This window comes from Winogradskya humida (assembly GCF_016862215.1).
Classification (GTDB): Bacteria; Actinomycetota; Actinomycetes; order Mycobacteriales; family Micromonosporaceae; genus Actinoplanes; species Actinoplanes humidus.
In genome coordinates this window covers 226,857-244,671 of the sequence record NZ_BOMN01000057.1, presented here as the reverse complement: position 1 = coordinate 244,671, position 17,815 = coordinate 226,857, and the positions used below count along the sequence as shown (strand labels likewise).

Genomic DNA, 17,815 nt, shown 5'->3' with positions numbered 1-17,815 from the left:
CCCTGTGTGCCGACCGATTTCACCTGCGTCGACCAGGCGTAAGAGTATCGGTCTCCCCGAGTGCCTGAAACGCTACAGTTGATCCCGATATGAGAGACGGCCTTGGTTCGCTCGTCCCGCTCGCCGCGGAGTGCATGTTCGCGGTCCTATTTGTGCGGGCGGTGGTCGGCTACCTGCGGCGGCGCGACCCTCTGCAGCGAGATGTCACCCTCGTCTTCTTGCCCTGCACCCTGTGGTTCGCCTTCATCACCCTCGTGGTGACGGAGGTGCCGACACCCACATCGGTGACTGTCATCACACAGACAGTGCTCTTCGCCCAGCCCTACCTGACCGTCCGGCTCGCTGCCCGCCTCCGCGCGGTGCCACGCTGGATCAACTGGTCGTCCCTCGCGGTCTACGTGGGCACCGCGACGCCGCTCCTGTTCGGCCCGCACCCGATGCGGCCGGAAGGCTGGTGGCGCTGGGCTCTCGCCGCTGCCGGCTTCATCCTGGTCGAGGTGGTCGCCGCCCGCCTCCTGCTCAGCAAGGCACAGACCCGCACCGGCGCGAACCGGGCGCGGCTGACCACCGCCGCCGCGACCACGCTGCTGTTCGGCCTGATGGTCGCCCTGCTGGCCGCGGGTTCGATCTCTCGCCTCCCCTGGGAAGCCATGAATCCCCAGGAGCCGCATCCGCTGGCGGACAACTTCATCGCGGCCTACCGGGTGCTCGGCCTGATGTGCAGCATCGGGTACCTGATCGCGTTCGCGCCGCCCCGCTGGCTGCGCCGCCTCTTCTCGGCGAGCACAGCGCAGTCGGTCAGCGAACGCATGCTGCGGGCCCAGGTCGAATCCGCCGAAGAGGTCTGGCAGACCTACGCGGACATCATGCGCGTGCAGACCGGGGCTGACGCGGTCGCCGTGCTCATGCCCCGCAAGGACGGTCTTCTCGCTCCCATCGCGTACGCGGGCCCCCGCATCCGTACCCCCGAAGAGCTCGGTTTTGATGACCTGACCCAACTGATCCGCGCGGGTCAGCCGGCCCGGCTGCGCGAGGGTGGCGACGCGCTGGTCGAGCACTACGGCGATGATCTGGGCGACGACTTCGTGACCCTGCTGAGCATGCCGGTGCCGCCCGACTCCGAGGGCGCGGTGCTGCTGTTCAACCGGCACCGCAGCCTGTTCAGCGACGATGACCTGCGGCTCTTCGCGCTGCTCGGCGGGCAGGCCGGGATTCTCGCCGAGCGGATGTCCGTGGTGACCGCGCAGCGCCGGCTCGCGACGGAGCTGAGCAGTTCCGTGGAAGCGCTGACCCGGGCCAGCCAGGCGAAGAGCGCGTTCCTGGCGAACATGAGCCACGAGCTGCGTACCCCTCTGAATGCGATCATCGGTTTCAGCGATCTGATGCGTCAGGAGGAGCCGGACGGCGACCGCCGCCTGGTCCCCGCGGACTGGGTCGAGCACATCCACACCAGCGGGCGGCACCTGCTCGGGCTGATCAACGACATCCTCGACCTGGCGAAGGTCGAAGCCGGGCGGCTGGAGCTGCGGCTGGCGCCGTTGCGCATCGACACCGCGGTGCAGGAACTGCTCACCGGGCTGTCGCCGCTGCTCATCACGAAGTCCCTGACGGTGGTGACCGAGCTGTCGCCGGCCACCGCGAGCGCCGACCGCGTACGGTTCCGGCAGATCGTGGAGAACCTGCTCTCGAACGCGATCAAGTTCACGCCCGAGGGCGGCCAGCTGACCGTCTCGACGGTTCGCGACGGCGAGAACGTGCTGGTCACGGTCGCGGACGACGGTGTGGGCATCGCCGTCGAGGACCAGGAACGGGTCTTCGAGGAGTTCCAGCAGGTCGGCGATCCTGACCGGCAGCGGGCCGGCACCGGGCTCGGGCTGGCGCTGACCAAACGCCTCGTCGAAGCCCACGGCGGGGAGATCTGGGTGCGTTCGGAGCTGGGCTACGGCAGTGCCTTCTCGGTACGCCTACCCGGCGCCGTCGTGGTCCAGTCCCTCACCTCCACCAGCGCGGGCCAGGGCGCCCGGGTGCTGCTGGTGGAGGACGACCCGCAGTCCGCCGAGCTGTTGCAGACCCAGCTGGAGCACGCCGGGTACCAGGTCGACGTGGCCGGGACGGGCGAGGCGGGCCTGACCGCCGCCGGGGCCCGCCCGCCGGACGCGATCGTGCTCGATGTCGCCCTGCCCGGCATCGACGGCTTCGAGGTGATCCGGCAGCTGAAGGCCGACCGGCGCCTCGCCGACATCCCGGTCTTCTTCGCCACGATCATCGACGAGCGGCAGGCCGGGCTCGCGCTCGGCGCCCGCGACTACTTCGTGAAACCGGTCGACCAGGCCGCCCTGCTCGGCGCGCTGGCCCGCTCGGTGGCCGCCCGCCCGGCCGCCCCGCGGGTGCTTGTCGTCGATCACGACGACACCATCCGGCAGGCGATCGAGGACGGCCTGCGGGCCGGCGGTGCCGACGTGGTGGCCGTGGCCGACGGGCACGACGGGCTGGCGATGAGCCGCGAGAGCCAGTTCGACCTGATCGTCTGCGACATGCAGTCGCCGGCCGTCGACGGTTTCAGCATGCTGGCGGCCATGGAGCAGGAGCCGTCGACCCGGCGGACCCCCGTGCTCGGTCTCGCGTCGACGGCCGGCGAGGCCTCCCTGGTGGCGACCGCGATGGCCGGCGGCATCGTCGCCGACGCGATGGCCGGGGGCGCCGGCTCCGAGAAGCTCGCTCCGCTGCTGGGCGTACGCGGTGCGGAAGACGTGGACGAGAAGGAGAGCCCGTGACGGCCGACAATCCCCGAATCCTGCTGGTCGAGGACGAGGAGCTGAACCGTACGCTGGTCAAGGCCGTCCTGGCCCGGGCCGCGATCGCCGCCGTACGCGACGCCGAGGTCCTGGACGCCTCCAGCCTCGGCGCCGCGCGCACCCAGCTGAGCAGCCAGGACGTCGACCTCGTCCTGCTCGACATGAACCTGCCCGACGGCAACGGCCTGTCCCTGGCGAGCGAGCTGGCCGCCGGCAAGGTCGGCGCGGGCCGCCGCAAGCCGAGCGTGGTCGCCGTGACGGCGAGCGTGCTGCCCCAGGACCGCGCGGCCGCCATCGAGGCGGGCTGCGACGGCTTCCTCGACAAGCCCTATGCCGCCGCGGACCTGGTCGCCGTCGTCGCCGAGCACCTGTCGAAGCGTTAGAAGATCAGGCCGGGGCCAGCACGATCTCGGCGCGGGCTTTGCCGTCGCGCTCGGCGACGATCGCCAGGACGTTGCCGTCCGGGTCGAAGACGGCGTAGGGACCCTCGATGCCCACCGGCTCGAGCGGCCCGCCGTGGCTGAGCGTGCGGGTCTCCTCCGGGGTCGCCTCGCGCTGCGGGAAGGTCTGGCGCGCCGCTTCGGCCATGGGCAGCGACACCACGTCCGGGGCTCGCTCCTCCAGCTGCTCCAGGGTGGCCGCCTCGGCCAGGGTCAGATCTCCGACCGCCGTACGCCGCAGCGCCGTGAGGTGGCCGCCGACGCCGAGCTTGACTCCCAGGTCGCGGGCGATGGCCCGGATGTAGGTACCGCTGGAGCAGGTCACGTCGACGTCGACGTCGATCGCGTCGCCGGTGCGGCGGATATCGAGGACGTCCTGGCGGAAGATCGTGACGCGGCGGGAGGCGAGCTCGACCTGCTCGCCGTCGCGGACCCGCTTGTAGGCCCGCTGACCGTTCACCTTGATGGCGCTGACGGCGCTGGGCACCTGGTCGATCTCGCCGGTGCGGGCGGCGAGCTCGGCCCGGATCGCCTCGTCGGTGACGTCGCCGGTCGGGGCGGTCGAGGTCACGTCACCCTCGGCGTCGTCGGTGACCGTGGATTGTCCGAGCCTGATCGTGGCCGTGTAGCTCTTGCTGGAGCCGATGACGTACGTGAGGAGCTTGGTCGCCCGGTTGACCCCGATGATCAGCACGCCGGTGGCCATCGGGTCGAGGGTGCCGCCATGACCCACCCGCCGGGTCTTGGCGAGGCGCCGGATCCGGGCGACCACATCATGGGAGGTCATCCCGGCGGGCTTGTCCACAACGATGAGACCGTCGACGTTCACGGCTCCACCCAATCAGACGGCGCTCAGCGGGTCGCGCCCACCACCGCCCATCGGGTTCCGCGCCACCGTAGTAGGAGGGCAACGAGCCGGACGAGGGTGAACATCGCCAGGCCGGCCCAGATGCCGGGGAGGCCCCAGCTCAGGGCGTACGAGAGCCAGATGAGCGGGAGGAAGCCGCCCAGCGCGCCCACCAGGGTCATGGTGCGCAGGTAGCCGACGTCCCCGGCACCGATCATCACCCCGTCGAGGGCGTAGACCACCCCGGCGAACGGCAGCATCGCGACGAACCAGGGCCAGACGATCGCGGCCTGGTCGTGCACCGCCCGGTCCGCGGTGAACAGGCCGGGGATGATGCCGGCGCCGGCCGCGGCGAGGACCGCGAAGCAGACACCGGCGATCCCGCCGACGAGGGTGACCCGGCGGGCGACCTCCCGGGCGGCCGGTTCGTCACCGGCTCCGAGCGCGGCGCCGACCAGCGATTGGGCGGCGATCGCCACCGCGTCGAGGGCCAGCGCGGCGAAGAACCACAGTTGCAGGGCGATCTGGTGGGCGCCGAGCGCGGCGACTCCGAAACGTGCCGCGACTGTGGTGGCGGAGAGCCAGCAGGCCTGGAAGGCCGCACCCCGGATGAGCAGGTCACGGCCGAGGACCAACTGATTCCCGATCACCGACGGTACGGGTCTCAGCGGCGCCCGCTCCCGAATGATCGCCCACAGGAAAAGGGCACCGGTGATCGACTGGGCCGTGACGTTCGCGACCGCGGAGCCGGTGAGCCCCCAGTCCGCCGCGTAGACGAGCACGGGGCAGAGCACCGCGGACAGGACGTTGGCGCCGAGCACGAAGTACAGCGGGCGGCGGGTGTCCTGGACCCCGCGCATCCAGCCGTTGCCGGCCGCGGCGAGCAGCAGACCGGGGATGCCGAGAACCGCGATGCGCAGCCAGCCCGCGGCGGCGTGCGCGGCCTCGGGATCGCTCGCGAGAGCGCGGGTCAGCGGGCCGGCGAAGACCTGGGCGAGCAGGACCAGCACGACACCGGTGGTCAGGGCGAGCCAGGAGGCCTGCACACCCTCCTCGACCGCGGCGGTGCGGTCACCGGCACCGAAGCGCCGGGCGGCCCGGCCGGTCGTCCCGTAGGCCATCAGGGTGCCGAACCAGACGGCGAGTGACATCACCGTCCCGCCGACCGCGACGGCGGCGAGCGGCACGCTCCCGAGATGACCGACCACGGCCGTGTCGACGAGCACGTAGAGCGGCTCGGCGGCGAGCACAACCAGGGCAGGCAACGCCAGGGCGGCGATGCGGCGCGTGAGGGAGCGGTCGATGACCACGGCGGGCGGGCTCATGAATCGTCATGATGCCCGCTGCGCCGTAAGGAGCGCAATGCGCTCCAGCCAGTTACATCTCTACTGCCGGGTGTCCATCGACGTCTGCAGCGCACGGCGGAGCTGCTCGCGGGCCTCGTCGGCGGGCTGGGGCTTGGGCTTGGGCATGGCGGCCATGATGGCGGTCCTTCCACAGAAATCGGTCGGGGCGAGCGTCGCGTGGACCGGCCCGGGATCACCGGACGGGCGGTGCGGCAACGCGGGGAAACCCCATAGGTCGGCCTTCACTCATGGTCATGATGTGACCGTGCAAAAACCAAATCACCGTTCACCCAAGCTATCGTTAAGTCCCGCCCCTTGCGCAGCCCATCCCAGCAAACGGGACACCAAAACGCGAAAAGCCAGCCCGAAGGCTGGCCTTTCATCGATGTTTGTGCTGCTAGATGGCGGTCTGGTGGTTCAGCTGGTCACGCACTGTTGCCATTACCTCACTCGGAGTTCCGTAACCGGTGAAACCGGCCGCTAACCGATGGCCGCCACCACGGAGAGCTACCGCGACGGCGCTGACGTCCACCGCGCCCTTGCTCCGCAGTGACACCGCCCACTCGCCCTCGGCCACCTGCTTGACGACAACCGAGACATCCGCCTCGGCGACACAACGCACGGGGTCGATCAGGGCGTCGAGCACATACGGTCGCTGCTCGTGCCGGGCCAGGTCGTCGAGGGTCGCGTAGGTCCACACCAACCCGAGCCCGCCCGCGGCCCCGGGCTCCAGCTCGGCGCGCGCGAGCACGTCGGCGAAGAGCTTCATGGCACCGAAGGGACGGCTGTCGAAGATGCGGCGTGAGATCTCGGCCGGACGCAACCCGGTCGCGATCAGCCGGGCAGCCATCTCGTGCACCCGCGGCGTGGTCATGTCGAACCGGAACGACCCGGTGTCGGTCGACAACGCGATGTAGAGGCACTCAGCGATCCCGCGGTCGAGCGGGATGTCCAGCCGGTCCAGCAACTGCTCCACGACCACGGAGGTCGCGGCGGCGTGCGGGTCGACGAGCTGCACCCCACCGAAGCCGGTGTTGGAGGCGTGATGATCGAGAACGATGCTCTCGCGGGCCCGGTCCAGCCGGTCGGCGAGCGCGCCCAGCCGTGACTCGGCCGCCACGTCGAAGATGATGAGCAGATCGGGGTCGGCCCAGGCCTCCCCCGCCGCGACGAGCAGATCGAGACCGGGCATCGCCGCGAACGGCGCCGGGACCTCGAACTCACCGGGGAAGGTCGCCTGGATGTCCGCCACGCCCAGGCTGCGCAGCCCCAGCGCGAAGCCGAGCATGCTCCCGAGCGCGTCCCCGTCGGGGTTGACGTGACAGATGAGCAGCACACGGCCGCCCGAGGCCAGCTCGCGGACCATCCTGACGGCCGCGGACCACTCCGCGTCCGGGATGGCCGCGGGCAGCGCCCGGGCGACCGTGTCCGTCACCGTTTCTCCTCGGCGCCCACTCGCTCGTCGGCGTCCTCGTCCTCGTCGTCCGTCTCGGGCTTGTACGGGTCGGCGTCACCGGCGTACTTCTTGCCGGCGGCCAGCCGCTGCACCTCGGCATCGCGGTGCCGGGCGGCCTCGAGCAGGTCGTCGATCTCCTTGACGTTGTCCAGGACGTTGTCCAGCACGAACGTGAGGCTCGGCGAGTGACGCAGGCCCAGCGCGTGGCCGACCCTGGTGCGCAGCATGCCCTTGGCGCTGTCCAGCGCGGCCGCCGTCGAGGCCTGCTCGGTGGGGTCGCCGAGAACCGTGTAGTAGACGTGCGCGTCGCGCAGGTCTCCCGTGATCCGGGCGTCCGTGACGGTCAGCATGCCGAGCCGGGGGTCCTTGATCTCGCGTACCAGCGAGGCCACGAGCTCCTTGATCCGCTCCGCGTGCCGCCGCGCCTTGGCCGGGTCCGACATATCGCCACCTCCGACAACCGTGCGTGCGGGGCTGCACCAGCCCCGCCTAACCCTGGAAGCCTACCCATGCCCGACCGGCGTCGAACGTCGCGCCTACCGGTCAATCCTCATCGGTGAACAGCCGGCGCTTCACCGAGAGAAGCTCGATCTCGGGCCGGCCCGCGATCTGGTTCTCGCAGGTGTCGATCACCGCCCTGGCCTGGGCCGCCTCGGCAGCGACCACGGCCACGCCGATCTCGGCCCGGCCCAGCAGGTCGTGCACGCCGACCTCCGCCACGCTGACCTCGAACTTGCGCAGCATGGCGATGATCGGCCGCACGTAGGAACGCTTCTGCTTGAGCGACTGGGAGTCACCGGGGAGCAGAAGATCGAATATCGCAGTCTCCGTATACATCAGCGAGCACGATACGCCCGCCGAGCGACAAGATCAGCCCTGTTTCCGGGCTACGACGACGTCGCGCTCGATGCCCTGGTCGACGCGGTGGCTCAGCTCCTCGTAGGCGACCAGCTCGAGACCGTTGGCGAGCAGGATGTCCTCGGCCAGTTCGCGCTTGGCGACCTTGGTGTTCCAGGAGAGGCCGAGGGCTCCACCGGCACGCAGCAACGGCAGCCACACGGGCAGCGCACGCTCCAGCAGGTCGAGCGGGCGGCGGTTGATGCCACCCTCGTCGTCGTAGCTGCCGTGCGCGACGCCGTACGGCAGATCCGCGACCAGCACGTCGGCACAGTTCGGCTTGAGCAGGCCATCCAAGTGGGTGGTGTCCGCGTTGAGCAGGGTGATCTTCTGCACGGCGCCGGACTTGTGATCCTCCTTGCTGGCCGCGAGCGTGACCTCGAGGCGGCGGGCCGCGCGACGGCCCTGACGGCGTACCGGGACGAGATCCGCGGTGTGCTTGAGCCGCTTGCGCTTCAGCCAGGTCTGGAGGAACAGCTTGTACGCCTCCACGTCCTTACCGTCGATCTCCACACCCAGCGCGTCGTAGCCGTACATGAGGGCCTGGTTCAGCGTGGTTCCGCGGCCCGCCAGGGGGTCGCAGACGGTGAGCTGGGCGTCGAGCATGCGCGGTGCCGACGCGGACGCGAGCAGGGTCAGGTTGAGCAGGAGCTTGGTGAACTGCTCGTTGGTCTTGCCGGCGTACTTCGGGATGGTGATCAGGTCGCTGTCGTAGCGGGCCAGCGGCTCCAGCGTGACCGGGCGCAGCAGGTCCTCGCCGACCCGTTCGAACAGGGCGTAACCCGAGGACAGGTTCGAGAGGTACGCGACGTCCCGCGGGGCGAGGTCGCCCAGGAACGTGACGTAGCCGACGCCACCGATCGTGGTCTCCGCGACCTCGGTGAGCGGCGCCGAGAGGACCGGGGAAAAGGCGGCCAGCTCCGCGCGGGAGAGGCGGCCGGCCTGGTCGGCGTAGACGCGGTTGGCGGAGGGTGCGAGCAACAGGGCGTAGCGGGACATCCCCGTAGTAAAGACAACGGCCCCCGGCGCTTTCGCACCGGGGGCCGCACTGCCTTGCTGAGCGTTACTTGTTAGGCGTTACTTGCTGGGCGTTACGCCCGCGGCTTCTCGCGCATCTCGAAGGTCTCGAAGATGTCGCCGATCTGCGGCGTGCCGAAGCCCGAGAACGTCACACCACACTCGAAGCCCTCGCGGACCTCCGTGGCGTCGTCCTTGAACCGGCGCAGCGAGTTGATCGTGACGTTCTCGCCAACCACGACGCCGTCGCGCAGGACGCGAGCCTTGGCGTTGCGCTTGATGAGACCCGACCGGACGATCGTACCGGCGATGAGACCGATCTTGGACGAGCGGAAGACCTCGCGGATCTCCGCCGTGCCCTGCTCGACCTCTTCGAACTCCGGCTTGAGCAGGCCCTTGAGCGCCGCCTCGATCTCCTCGATGGCCTGGTAGATCACGCTGTAGTAGCGGATCTCCACGCCGGCGCGGTCGGCGAGCTCCTTGACCTTGTTCGAGGCCCGGACGTTGAACCCGATGATCGTCGCCGTCTGGTCCGACGACGCCGAGGCCAGGTTGACGTCGCTCTCGGTGATCGCACCGACACCGCGGTGGATGACCTTGAGCTGAATCTCGTCCGGAATCTCGATCTTGAAGAGCGCGTCCTCGAGAGCCTCCACCGAACCGGAGGAGTCACCCTTGATGAGCAGCGTGAGCGAGGTCTTCTCGCCCTCCTTGAGCTGCTCCATGAGCGTCTCGAGAGTGGCCCGGCCACGCGAGTTCGCGAAGCTCGCCGCGCGGCGACGTGCCTGACGCTGCTCCGCGATCTGCCGCACCGTGCGGTCGTCCTCGGCGGCGAGGAACGTGTCGCCCGCGCCGGGAACCGAGGTGAGACCCAGGACCAGGACCGGACGAGCCGGCTCGGCCTCGGCCACGGTGTTGCCGTTCTCGTCGAGCATGGCCCGGACGCGACCGTGCGCGCCACCCGCCACGATCGAGTCGCCGGCCCGCAGCGTGCCCTTGTGCACCAGGACGGTGGCGACCGCACCGCGGCCCTTGTCGAGGTGCGACTCGACCACGACACCCTGTGCGGGGCCGTCGATCGGAGCCGTGAGCTCCAGCGACGCGTCGGCGGTCAGCAGAACCGCCTCGAGCAGCTCGTCGATGCCGATGCCAGGCTTGGCAGCGACGTTGACGAACATCGTGTCGCCGCCGTACTCCTCGGCGAGCAGGCCGTAATCGGTGAGCTGCTGGCGCACCTTATCCGGGTTGGCACCCGGCTTGTCGATCTTGTTGACCGCGACCACGATCGGGACCTCGGCGGCCTTCGCGTGGTTGAGGGCCTCGACCGTCTGCGGCATGACGCCGTCGTCGGCCGCGACCACCAGGATCACGATGTCCGTCGCCTGGGCGCCACGGGCACGCATGGCGGTGAACGCCTCGTGACCGGGGGTGTCCAGGAACGTGATGGCCCGCTCGACGCCGTTGTGCTCGAAGCCGACCTGGTAGGCACCGATGTGCTGGGTGATGCCACCCGCCTCGCCGGCGACCACGTTGGTCTTGCGGATCGCGTCGAGCAGCTTCGTCTTACCGTGGTCGACGTGACCCATGACGGTCACGACCGGCGGACGGACGACGAGGCGATCCTCGGCCACCGCGGCGTCGAGGTCGATGTTGAACTGCGCGAGCAGCTCACGGTCCTCGTCCTCGGGGCTGACGATCTGGACATCGAAGCCCAGGTGCTCGCCGAGCAGCAGCAGCGTCTCGTCGGAGCACGACTGGGTAGCCGTCACCATCTCGCCCAGGTTGAACATCTCCTGGACCAGCGAACCGGGGTTCGCATTGATCTTGTCGGCGAAGTCGGACAGCGAGGCGCCACGCGACAGCCGGATCTCCTGACCCGAACCGCGCGGAGCACCCGAGCTCATCTGCGGAGCCGACAGGTTGTCGAACTCTTGACGCCGCTGCTTCTTCGACTTGCGACCGCGCGTCGGCCGGCCACCGGGACGCCCGAAGGCACCCGCTGCACCGCCGCCACGGCCACGACCGCCGCCACCCGGACGTCCGGGAGCGCCGCCGACCGGGCCGCCGCCACCGGGACGGAAACCGCCACCGGCACCAGCACCACCGCCGCCACCGGGACCGCCGCGGTAGCCACCGCCACCGCCGCCGCCACCAGCGCCGCCACGGTAACCGCCGCCACCGGCACCGGCACCTGCGCCGCCACCGGGACGGAAGCCGCCGCCGCCACCGGGACCGCCGGGACGACCGCCGCCGCCACCGGGACCGCCGGGACGACCGCCGCCACCCGGACCTGCCGGACGACCGGGGCGCTGCGACGGCATGGACGCCGGGCTGGGCCGCGGCGGCATGGAGGCAGGGCTCGGCCGCGGCGGCATGCCGGGCTGGTTGGGCCGCGGCATGGACGCGGGAGAGGGACGGCCACCACCGGCACCGCCGGAGACGCCGAACGGGTTGTTACCCGGACCGCGGGCCGGCGGACGCGGAGCGCCACCACCGGGAGCCGGACGGCCGCCGGGAGCGGGCGCACCGGGAGCGGGACGCGTCGCAGCCGGGGAACCCGGACGCGGCGGAACCGAACCGGGACCCGGACCCGCGGGACGCGGACGGGAGGTCGGGTCGGCCGGGGGCAGCTGCGCCCGGCGCTCGGCGTCGCGGGTGCGGGCAGCCTGAGCTGCCTTGACCGCGGCTTCCTGCTCGGCCTTGAGGGCCGAGGCACGAGCCTCGGCGGCCGCGACCTCGATGTCGTGAGCGCTCGCCGGCTTGGCGACCGGGCCCGGCCTGGGGCCGGGACGGCCGGGAACCGGCGGCTTGGGACCGGGCCGCACGGTGGCGCCCGGAGCGGGTGCCGGGGCCGCGGGCGCACTGGGCGCTCCCGGGACCGGCGCTGGCCGCGGCGGCTGAGGCCGCGCGGTCATCGGGTTGGCACGGGGGGCGCTGGGCGCGGGGGAACTCGACGCCGGGGCAGCGGGCGCCGGAGCGCTGCTGTCCGCGTCGAGGGCTCCACGCAGACGCCGGGCCACAGGGGCCTCAACCGTGCTGGATGCGGATTTGACGAACTCGCCCATCTCCTTGAGCTTGGCGAGAACGGTCTTGCTGTCGACCCCGAGCTCCTTTGCGAGCTCGTGTACGCGGGCCTTGCCTGGCACTGCACTCCTCACTTTGAGGTCGTGCGAGCAGCAAGCACCCGCAGCGACCTCACTCGTGCACTAGAAGCCTGGTCATTTCAGGGACTTCATCGTGTGCTCATTGCGGTCGTCCTACCTTGCTGGGTCGTGACGAGGCGCCAACGCCTCGTCATCGGTCGTTCCACGCGGCATAACCGCGCGGATGTGCTCGGCAAGCAAGCCGGTGTCAGCAACACCGGTGAGACGCAACGCACGCCCGAAGGCGCGTCGCCGCTCCGCCTGCGCAAAGCAGGCCGGCTCGGAGTGCACGTGCGCTCCCCGACCCGGCAGTCGACGGTCCGGATCGGGCTGAAGCTGGAAAATGTCTCCTGCTTCGACCGCGATGAACCGCAGTAACTCCTTGGCCGGCGCGCGCAAGCGACAACCGATGCAGGTTCGCACCGGGCCAGCCGATGAAAAGTCTACTCCTCGCATGCCGGTCCCGCGTATCCGGTCAGCTTCCGGTCTCGGCGGCATCCCGCTCCGCGGCCGGTGCCGGCTCGTTGTCGGGCCGGATGTCGATGCGCCAGCCGGTCAGCCGGGCGGCGAGCCGGGCGTTCTGGCCCTCGCGCCCGATGGCCAGCGAGAGCTGGAAATCCGGGACGGTCACGCGAGCGGTCCGGGTGGCCGCGTCAACGACCTCCACCCGCAGGGCTTTCGCAGGTGAGAGCGCGTTTCCGACGAACTGCGCCGGGTCCTCCGAGTAGTCGATGATGTCGATCTTCTCGCCGTGCAGCTCGCTCATCACCGCACGGACCCGCTGACCCATCGGGCCGATGCAGGCGCCCTTGGCGTTCACGCCGGGGACCTTGGAGTGCACCGCGATCTTCGTACGGTGACCAGCCTCACGTGCGATCGCCGCGATCTCGACCGTGCCATCGGCGATCTCGGGCACTTCGAGCGCGAAGAGCTTCTTCACCAGCGCCGGGTGCGAGCGCGAAAGAGTGATCTGCGGCCCGCGGAACCCCTTGGCGACGTGCACCACGATCGCGCGGATCCGCGACCCGTGGTCGTACGCCTCGCCGGGCACCTGCTCGGACTGCGGCAGCACCGCCTCGATCTTGCCTAGGTCGACGGTGACGATGCCCTTCTCGGCCCGCGCGGCGTCCGCCTGCACGATGCCGGTGATCAGATCACCGTCGCGTCCTGCGTACTCACCGAAGTGGGCCTCGTCCGTCGCCTCCCGCAGCCGCTGCAGGATGACCTGCTTGGCGGTCATGGCGGCGATGCGGCCGAAGTCGTGCGGGGTGTCGTCCCACTCCCGGACCAGCGTGCCCTCGTCGTCGAGCTCCTGCGCGAAAACCTGTGCCGCACCGTTCTTGCGGTCGATCTCCACCCGGGCGTGGGACTCGGATCCGTCCGTGTGCCGGTAGGCGGTCAGTAGTGCTGTCTCGATCGCCGCGAGGATCGTCTCGAACGGGATCTCCCGCTCGCGCTCCAGGGCGCGCAGCGCCGCGAGGTCGATGTTCACTTGTCCTCGCCCTCCCCATTCTCGTCATCTTCGTCGTCGTCATCTTCAAGATCGTCGTCGTCTTCGTCGTCCTCGTCGTCCGGGAAGACGGCCTCGTCGAGTCGTTTGAACTCGATCTGCACCTTGCCGGGACCGAGGTCCGCGAATGCCACCGGCCGGTCGCCGTCCAGCACGATGCCGCTGTCGTCGGCAGAGGTGACCCGGCCGGTCACCGACTTGCCCGCCACGGTGACCGTGACCAGGCGGCTCACGTTGCGCCGCCAGTGCCGGGGCAGGGTCAGCGGCCGGTCGATACCGGGCGATCCCACCTCTAGCTGGTATTCACCGGCGAGCACCTCGCCGCCGGCCTCCTCGGCCGCGTCGAGCGCGTTCGAGATCTCCCGGGACACCACCGCGACGTCGTCGAGGCTGATGCCCCCGTCGGCGTCGACGAGCACCCGCACCACGTGCCGGCGGCCCGCCCGCGAAAGATTGACCTCTTCGAGGTCGTATCCCGCGGTGGCGATGACCGGCTCGATCACGGCACGGACCCGCGCGCGGGCGGCCACCAGATCGATCCGTGGCGCCGTGGGCGCCTGAGTCTCGGGAGCGGCCTGATTGCCTCGCCCACCACCGGAGCGGCGATTCGTCGGCCGGGCACCGGCGCGACCACGCTGCGTCATCGGGCCCAACCCTTCTGCTTGAGTACGGCGGGTAGTGAACCGCCCGCCGGTCTACCACCGGGAACACCGGCATGCCACCGGGGCCAAATCCCCGGCAGCTGACGCAGAGCGTAACGCGCCACGCCAGGTGACCGGTTAGCGCCGCACCGAATCGACGCCACGCGCAGGTCAGCGAGCCCGGTTCGCTCGTGATGGTGTTGGATTGCCACGTGAGAAGACGTCAGGTTCTCGGCGCGGTCGCGGGCAGCGCCGGTCTCGCCGCTCTCACCGGCTGCGGGCTGTTCGGTGCCGACCCCGAGCCGGCCCCGCCACCGGACGCGCTGCAGCCCGTGCTGGACGAGGCGCTCACCCTGGCGATGGCCTACGAACGTGCCGGCCTGGCCTCCCCCGATCTCGCCGCGCGCCTGTCGCCGATGGCGCTGGACCACCGGGCTCACGCGACCGAGCTGGCAAAGCTCATCGGTGCGACGCTGCCGTCGGGCGGTGCGTCGGGCCCGCCGACCGAGTCGGGCACCGACGCGCTCGCCGAGCTGCGCAAGGCCGAGCAGTCCGCGCTGAAGACCGCTACGGCGGCCTGCAAGGCGGCGCCAAGCGGGCGTGCCGCGCTGGTGGGATCGATCGCCGCGGCCCGGGCCGCCCACGCGGAGGCACTGCGATGAGCGGCGAGATGGCGGCTGCGCTGGCGGCGGAAGAAGCGGCCATTTACGCGTACGGAATATTGGGCGTGAAACTGACCACCAAGGGTGACCTGACCGAGGCGCGGTCGTCCGAAGCGATCCACCGCGACCGGCGTGACGCCCTGGTCCTGACCCTCGCCGCACTGAAGGCGAGCACCGCCCCCGCACCCGCCGGGTACGAGCTCCCGTTCGAGATCACCGACCGTGACACCGCCCTCAGGCTGGCGATCCAGGTCGAGGATGGTGTCGCACAGGCGTGGCGGGCCGTGCTCCCGGTGACGCAGGACGGTGACCGTGCGACGGCGTTGAGCGCGCTGACCGATGCCGCGGTCCGGGCGGCGCGCTGGCGGCGGCTCGGCAAGGTCAGCCCGGCGACCCTTGCCTGGCCGGGGAGACCCTGACATGGCACCGGACGAGATCGATCTGGCCAACCCCCGATGGCACCTGGCCGTCCGGCTGCGCGACGTCATTCTGAAACGCTGGTCCGCCGAGGTCCGGGCGATCGGGGTCAACGGCTCGCTGGCCCACGGGGACGACACGACCAGCAGCGACGTCAACCTGGTCGTCGTGACCTACCGGGCGGGCGCCGGGCCGCGCGCCACCCGGCGGCGGGTCGACGGGATCCTGGCCGACCTGGTCGTCGTCACCGGTGACGAGGTGCTGCGGCGAGCCGGGGAGATCACCCCGCGCTGGCCGCTCGAGGCGGACCGCTGGCTGACCACCCGTGCCCTCTACGACCCGCGGGGCTGGTTCGCCGACCTGCGCGAGGCGCACCTGGCCAAGCTCGCGTCGGCCCGGCCCGCCGAGTTCAGCACACCCGCCCGGAGCAACTGGTGCGTCGCGTCGGCCGCGCATGCCCGCGCCGAACGGCTGGCCGGGTGGTACGAGACCGACACCGCGATGGTGCTGATGGCCGAGGCGCGCCTGCACACCGCGATGGTCGCGGGTCTGCTCGGCCGCACCCATTTCCGTAACCAGGCCGACGCCGTCCGGCGCAGCGGTCTGGCCGGTGCGGACATGACCGAGCTCGGCGCGACGCTCAGGGCACAGGCGGACGAACTCGCGGCCCGGGGCCGCCCCGTGGACGGCCCGCTCAGCGCCCTATTTGAATAGCAGCCCGATCAGGTAGGTTGCCGCCGCGGCCGCCGCGCCGAGCAGGAGTTGCCGCGAACCGCTGCGCCACCAGCTCTGCCGGGTGAACCGCGCGACGAGCACCCCGGCGGTGAACAGGCCGACCCCGCCGACAGCCAGCGCCAGCCAGAGCGAGTCGAAGCCCAGCAGATAGGTGAGCAGCGGGACCACCGCACCGATCGAGAAGCAGACGAACGACGAGAACGCCGCCGTCCACGGGCTGGGCAACTCGTCCGGGACGACGCCAAGCTCTTCCTGGGCGTGCACCCGCAGCGCCTGCTCGGGGTTGTCCTTGAGCACGTCGGCCACCTGCCGGGCGAGATCCGCGGGGAGCCCCCGGGCGGTCCACATCTCGACAAGCTCGGCGGCCTCACCGTCCGGGTTGGCCCGCAGCTCGTGCAGCTCCTTGGCGAGCTCGGCCGCGACCTGGTCGTTCTGGGTGCGCACGCTGGTGTACTCGCCTAGCCCCATCGAGATGGCGCCCGCGACCAGCCCGGCCACGCCGGTGAGGATCAGCGTGGGCCGGCTGACCCCGCCACCGCCGACCCCGGCGATCAGGGCGATGTTGGTGACCAGGCCGTCCATCGCCCCGAACGTCGCCGCGCGCAGCCAGCCACCCGAGACGTCCGCGTGGTGGTGCGGCGCGACAGCGGAGATCGTCACGGCAGCGTCAGGATCTCGAACCCGTCCTCGGTGACCACGAGGGTGTGCTCGAACTGGGCCGTCCACCGGCGGTCCTTGGTGACCACGGTCCAGCCGTCGTCCCACATCTCGTACTCGTAGGTCCCGAGGGTGATCATCGGCTCGATGGTGAAGGTCATGCCGACCTCCATCACCGCGTCGAGCCGCGGGTTGTCGTAGTGCGGGATGTAGAGGCCGCTGTGGAAGGTCTCCCCGATGCCGTGCCCGGTGAAGTCGCGGACCACGCCGTAACCGAAGCGGCGCGCGTAGGCCTCGATGACCCGGCCGATCGCGTTGATCTGCCGGCCGGGAGCCACGGCCCGGATGCCGCGCATCATCGCCTCGTGGGTGCGCTCCACCAGCAGGCGGGCCTCGTCGCTGACATCGCCAACCAGGAACGTGGCGTCGGTGTCGCCGTGCACGCCGTCCTTGAACGCGGTCACGTCGACGTTGATGATGTCGCCGTCCTCGAGCACCGTCGTGTCGGGGATGCCATGACAGATGACCTCGTTGAGCGAGGTGCACGACGACTTGGGGAAACCCTTGTAACCCAGCGTCGACGGATAGGCGCCGTGGTCGACGAGGAACTCGTGCACGACCCGGTCGATCTCGTCGGTGGTCACACCGGGCTTGCAGTGCTCACCCGCGAGCTGCGTGGCCTGCGCCGCGAGCCGGCCGGCGACCCGCATCTTCTCGATGGTCTCCGCCGTCTGCACGTGCGAGCCGCGCCACTCTTTCGGGCGCTTCTTGCCGACATACTCGGGACGGGTGATCTGCGGCGGCACCGCCCGCCATGGCGAGAGCTTTCCCGGGGTCAGCGGGGCACGAACGGTCATGTCCCCAGACTATCGCCGCCTCCGCGCGCGGCACCGAGGGTCCGGTATCGGATGTTGCCGCCCCGATGCCCCTGTGTAATCGTGTCAGCGTGGATCAAGACTTCTTCTCGGTCACCACCTCGGTGGCCGGTGACCTCGTCACCGCCGTGGTGACCGGAGAGGTCGACATGTCGACAGCCCACTCCATGGTCGAGGCCGTGACCGGCCAGGATGCCTCCACCGCGGTCCTCGATCTGCGCGGTGTCACGTTCTTCGACTCGGCCGCGATCCACGCGCTGGTCCGGCTGGCGGAGCGTTACCCGGACGCGCTGCGGGTGCTGCCCTCACCCCAGGTCCATCGTGTGCTCGACATCTCAGGCCTCAGCGATCAACCCTGGCTCACTAACGGTTGACCG

General features: G+C 70.6%; 19 protein-coding genes. 6 read left to right on the top strand and 13 right to left on the bottom strand.

The window, feature by feature from the left end; all coding sequences use genetic code 11:
- Positions 1 to 89 precede the first annotated feature (89 nt).
- Together Ahu01nite_RS23160 and Ahu01nite_RS23155 are read left to right on the top strand one after the other, a co-directional pair.
- Complete coding sequence (locus Ahu01nite_RS23160; RefSeq protein ID WP_203838676.1) at positions 90 to 2,774, top strand: hybrid sensor histidine kinase/response regulator; 2,685 nt, start codon at positions 90 to 92, stop codon at positions 2,772 to 2,774.
- Positions 2,771 to 3,178, top strand: a complete 408-nt coding sequence (locus tag Ahu01nite_RS23155) for a response regulator (protein ID WP_203838675.1) — start codon at positions 2,771 to 2,773, stop codon at positions 3,176 to 3,178. The genes Ahu01nite_RS23160 and Ahu01nite_RS23155 overlap by 4 nt, the downstream gene beginning before the upstream one ends.
- 4 nt (positions 3,179 to 3,182) lie before the next feature.
- Here the strand turns inward: Ahu01nite_RS23155 and truB are convergent, their stop codons facing one another.
- The 11 genes from truB to rimP form a co-directional block, all read right to left on the bottom strand.
- Complete coding sequence (gene truB, locus Ahu01nite_RS23150) at positions 3,183 to 4,064, bottom strand: tRNA pseudouridine(55) synthase TruB (protein ID WP_203838674.1); 882 nt, start codon at positions 4,062 to 4,064, stop codon at positions 3,183 to 3,185.
- A gap of 23 nt (positions 4,065 to 4,087) precedes the next feature.
- Entirely contained in the window at positions 4,088 to 5,407 is a 1,320-nt protein-coding gene (locus tag Ahu01nite_RS23145; RefSeq protein WP_203838673.1) for an MATE family efflux transporter, read from the bottom strand.
- 60 nt (positions 5,408 to 5,467) lie between these two features.
- A complete protein-coding gene (locus tag Ahu01nite_RS23140; protein WP_203838724.1) occupies positions 5,468 to 5,674 on the bottom strand; it encodes a hypothetical protein in 207 nt (68 codons plus the stop codon).
- A 151-nt stretch (positions 5,675 to 5,825) separates the two neighbouring features.
- Positions 5,826 to 6,863: a DHH family phosphoesterase gene (locus Ahu01nite_RS23135; protein WP_239159058.1), complete on the bottom strand. Its 1,038-nt coding sequence runs from the start codon at positions 6,861 to 6,863 to the stop codon at positions 5,826 to 5,828.
- Positions 6,860 to 7,327, bottom strand: coding sequence for a 30S ribosome-binding factor RbfA (gene rbfA / locus Ahu01nite_RS23130; protein WP_203838672.1), 468 nt, complete (start codon positions 7,325 to 7,327; stop codon positions 6,860 to 6,862). Before rbfA ends, Ahu01nite_RS23135 begins: the two co-directional genes overlap by 4 nt.
- 100 nt (positions 7,328 to 7,427) lie before the next feature.
- The gene (locus Ahu01nite_RS23125; protein ID WP_203838671.1) at positions 7,428 to 7,721 is read right to left on the bottom strand and encodes a DUF503 domain-containing protein; all 294 of its coding nucleotides are present in this window, start codon (positions 7,719 to 7,721) and stop codon (positions 7,428 to 7,430) included.
- Positions 7,722 to 7,754: 33 nt separating this feature from the next.
- Entirely contained in the window at positions 7,755 to 8,780 is a 1,026-nt protein-coding gene (locus Ahu01nite_RS23120) for a TRM11 family SAM-dependent methyltransferase (protein WP_203838670.1), read from the bottom strand.
- A 92-nt stretch (positions 8,781 to 8,872) separates the two neighbouring features.
- Positions 8,873 to 11,944: a translation initiation factor IF-2 gene (gene infB, locus Ahu01nite_RS23115; RefSeq protein ID WP_203838669.1), complete on the bottom strand. Its 3,072-nt coding sequence runs from the start codon at positions 11,942 to 11,944 to the stop codon at positions 8,873 to 8,875.
- 111 nt (positions 11,945 to 12,055) lie between these two features.
- Positions 12,056 to 12,397, bottom strand: a complete 342-nt coding sequence (locus tag Ahu01nite_RS23110; RefSeq protein WP_203838668.1) for a YlxR family protein — start codon at positions 12,395 to 12,397, stop codon at positions 12,056 to 12,058.
- A 19-nt stretch (positions 12,398 to 12,416) separates the two neighbouring features.
- Positions 12,417 to 13,433, bottom strand: a complete 1,017-nt coding sequence (gene nusA, locus Ahu01nite_RS23105; protein WP_203838667.1) for a transcription termination factor NusA — start codon at positions 13,431 to 13,433, stop codon at positions 12,417 to 12,419.
- Entirely contained in the window at positions 13,430 to 14,095 is a 666-nt protein-coding gene (gene rimP / locus Ahu01nite_RS23100) for a ribosome maturation factor RimP (RefSeq protein WP_203838666.1), read from the bottom strand. Before rimP ends, nusA begins: the two co-directional genes overlap by 4 nt.
- Positions 14,096 to 14,304: 209 nt before the next feature.
- Between rimP and Ahu01nite_RS23095 the strand changes: the two genes are divergently transcribed.
- The 3 genes from Ahu01nite_RS23095 to Ahu01nite_RS23085 are packed head-to-tail and all read left to right on the top strand — an operon-like array spanning position 14,305 to position 15,885.
- Positions 14,305 to 14,754, top strand: coding sequence for a hypothetical protein (locus Ahu01nite_RS23095; RefSeq protein WP_239159057.1), 450 nt, complete (start codon positions 14,305 to 14,307; stop codon positions 14,752 to 14,754).
- A complete protein-coding gene (locus Ahu01nite_RS23090; RefSeq protein ID WP_203838665.1) occupies positions 14,751 to 15,173 on the top strand; it encodes a ferritin-like domain-containing protein in 423 nt (140 codons plus the stop codon). The genes Ahu01nite_RS23095 and Ahu01nite_RS23090 overlap by 4 nt, the downstream gene beginning before the upstream one ends.
- A 1-nt stretch (position 15,174) precedes the next feature.
- Positions 15,175 to 15,885, top strand: a complete 711-nt coding sequence (locus Ahu01nite_RS23085; protein ID WP_203838664.1) for a nucleotidyltransferase domain-containing protein — start codon at positions 15,175 to 15,177, stop codon at positions 15,883 to 15,885.
- Here Ahu01nite_RS23085 and Ahu01nite_RS23080 read toward each other — a convergent pair.
- Together Ahu01nite_RS23080 and map are read right to left on the bottom strand one after the other, a co-directional pair.
- Positions 15,874 to 16,566, bottom strand: coding sequence for a VIT1/CCC1 transporter family protein (locus Ahu01nite_RS23080; protein ID WP_203838663.1), 693 nt, complete (start codon positions 16,564 to 16,566; stop codon positions 15,874 to 15,876). The genes Ahu01nite_RS23085 and Ahu01nite_RS23080 overlap by 12 nt on opposite strands.
- A complete protein-coding gene (gene map / locus Ahu01nite_RS23075) occupies positions 16,563 to 17,420 on the bottom strand; it encodes a type I methionyl aminopeptidase (protein WP_203838662.1) in 858 nt (285 codons plus the stop codon). Before map ends, Ahu01nite_RS23080 begins: the two co-directional genes overlap by 4 nt.
- An 89-nt stretch (positions 17,421 to 17,509) precedes the next feature.
- On the opposite strand from map, the gene Ahu01nite_RS23070 reads away from it, so the two are divergent.
- Positions 17,510 to 17,812, top strand: coding sequence for an STAS domain-containing protein (locus Ahu01nite_RS23070; RefSeq protein WP_239159056.1), 303 nt, complete (start codon positions 17,510 to 17,512; stop codon positions 17,810 to 17,812).
- Positions 17,813 to 17,815 lie beyond the last annotated feature (3 nt).

Coding starts and splice junctions, on each gene's coding strand:
- Ahu01nite_RS23145 (WP_203838673.1), bottom strand. CDS start 5,407: ATGAGCCCGCCCGCCGTGGTCATCGACCGCTCCCTCACGCGCCGCATC.
- rimP (WP_203838666.1), bottom strand. CDS start 14,095: ATGACGCAGCGTGGTCGCGCCGGTGCCCGGCCGACGAATCGCCGCTCC.
- Ahu01nite_RS23110 (WP_203838668.1), bottom strand. CDS start 12,397: ATGCGAGGAGTAGACTTTTCATCGGCTGGCCCGGTGCGAACCTGCATC.
- Ahu01nite_RS23120 (WP_203838670.1), bottom strand. CDS start 8,780: ATGTCCCGCTACGCCCTGTTGCTCGCACCCTCCGCCAACCGCGTCTAC.
- Ahu01nite_RS23160 (WP_203838676.1), top strand. CDS start 90: ATGAGAGACGGCCTTGGTTCGCTCGTCCCGCTCGCCGCGGAGTGCATG.
- Ahu01nite_RS23125 (WP_203838671.1), bottom strand. CDS start 7,721: ATGTATACGGAGACTGCGATATTCGATCTTCTGCTCCCCGGTGACTCC.
- rbfA (WP_203838672.1), bottom strand. CDS start 7,327: ATGTCGGACCCGGCCAAGGCGCGGCGGCACGCGGAGCGGATCAAGGAG.
- Ahu01nite_RS23085 (WP_203838664.1), top strand. CDS start 15,175: ATGGCACCGGACGAGATCGATCTGGCCAACCCCCGATGGCACCTGGCC.
- Ahu01nite_RS23090 (WP_203838665.1), top strand. CDS start 14,751: ATGAGCGGCGAGATGGCGGCTGCGCTGGCGGCGGAAGAAGCGGCCATT.
- map (WP_203838662.1), bottom strand. CDS start 17,420: ATGACCGTTCGTGCCCCGCTGACCCCGGGAAAGCTCTCGCCATGGCGG.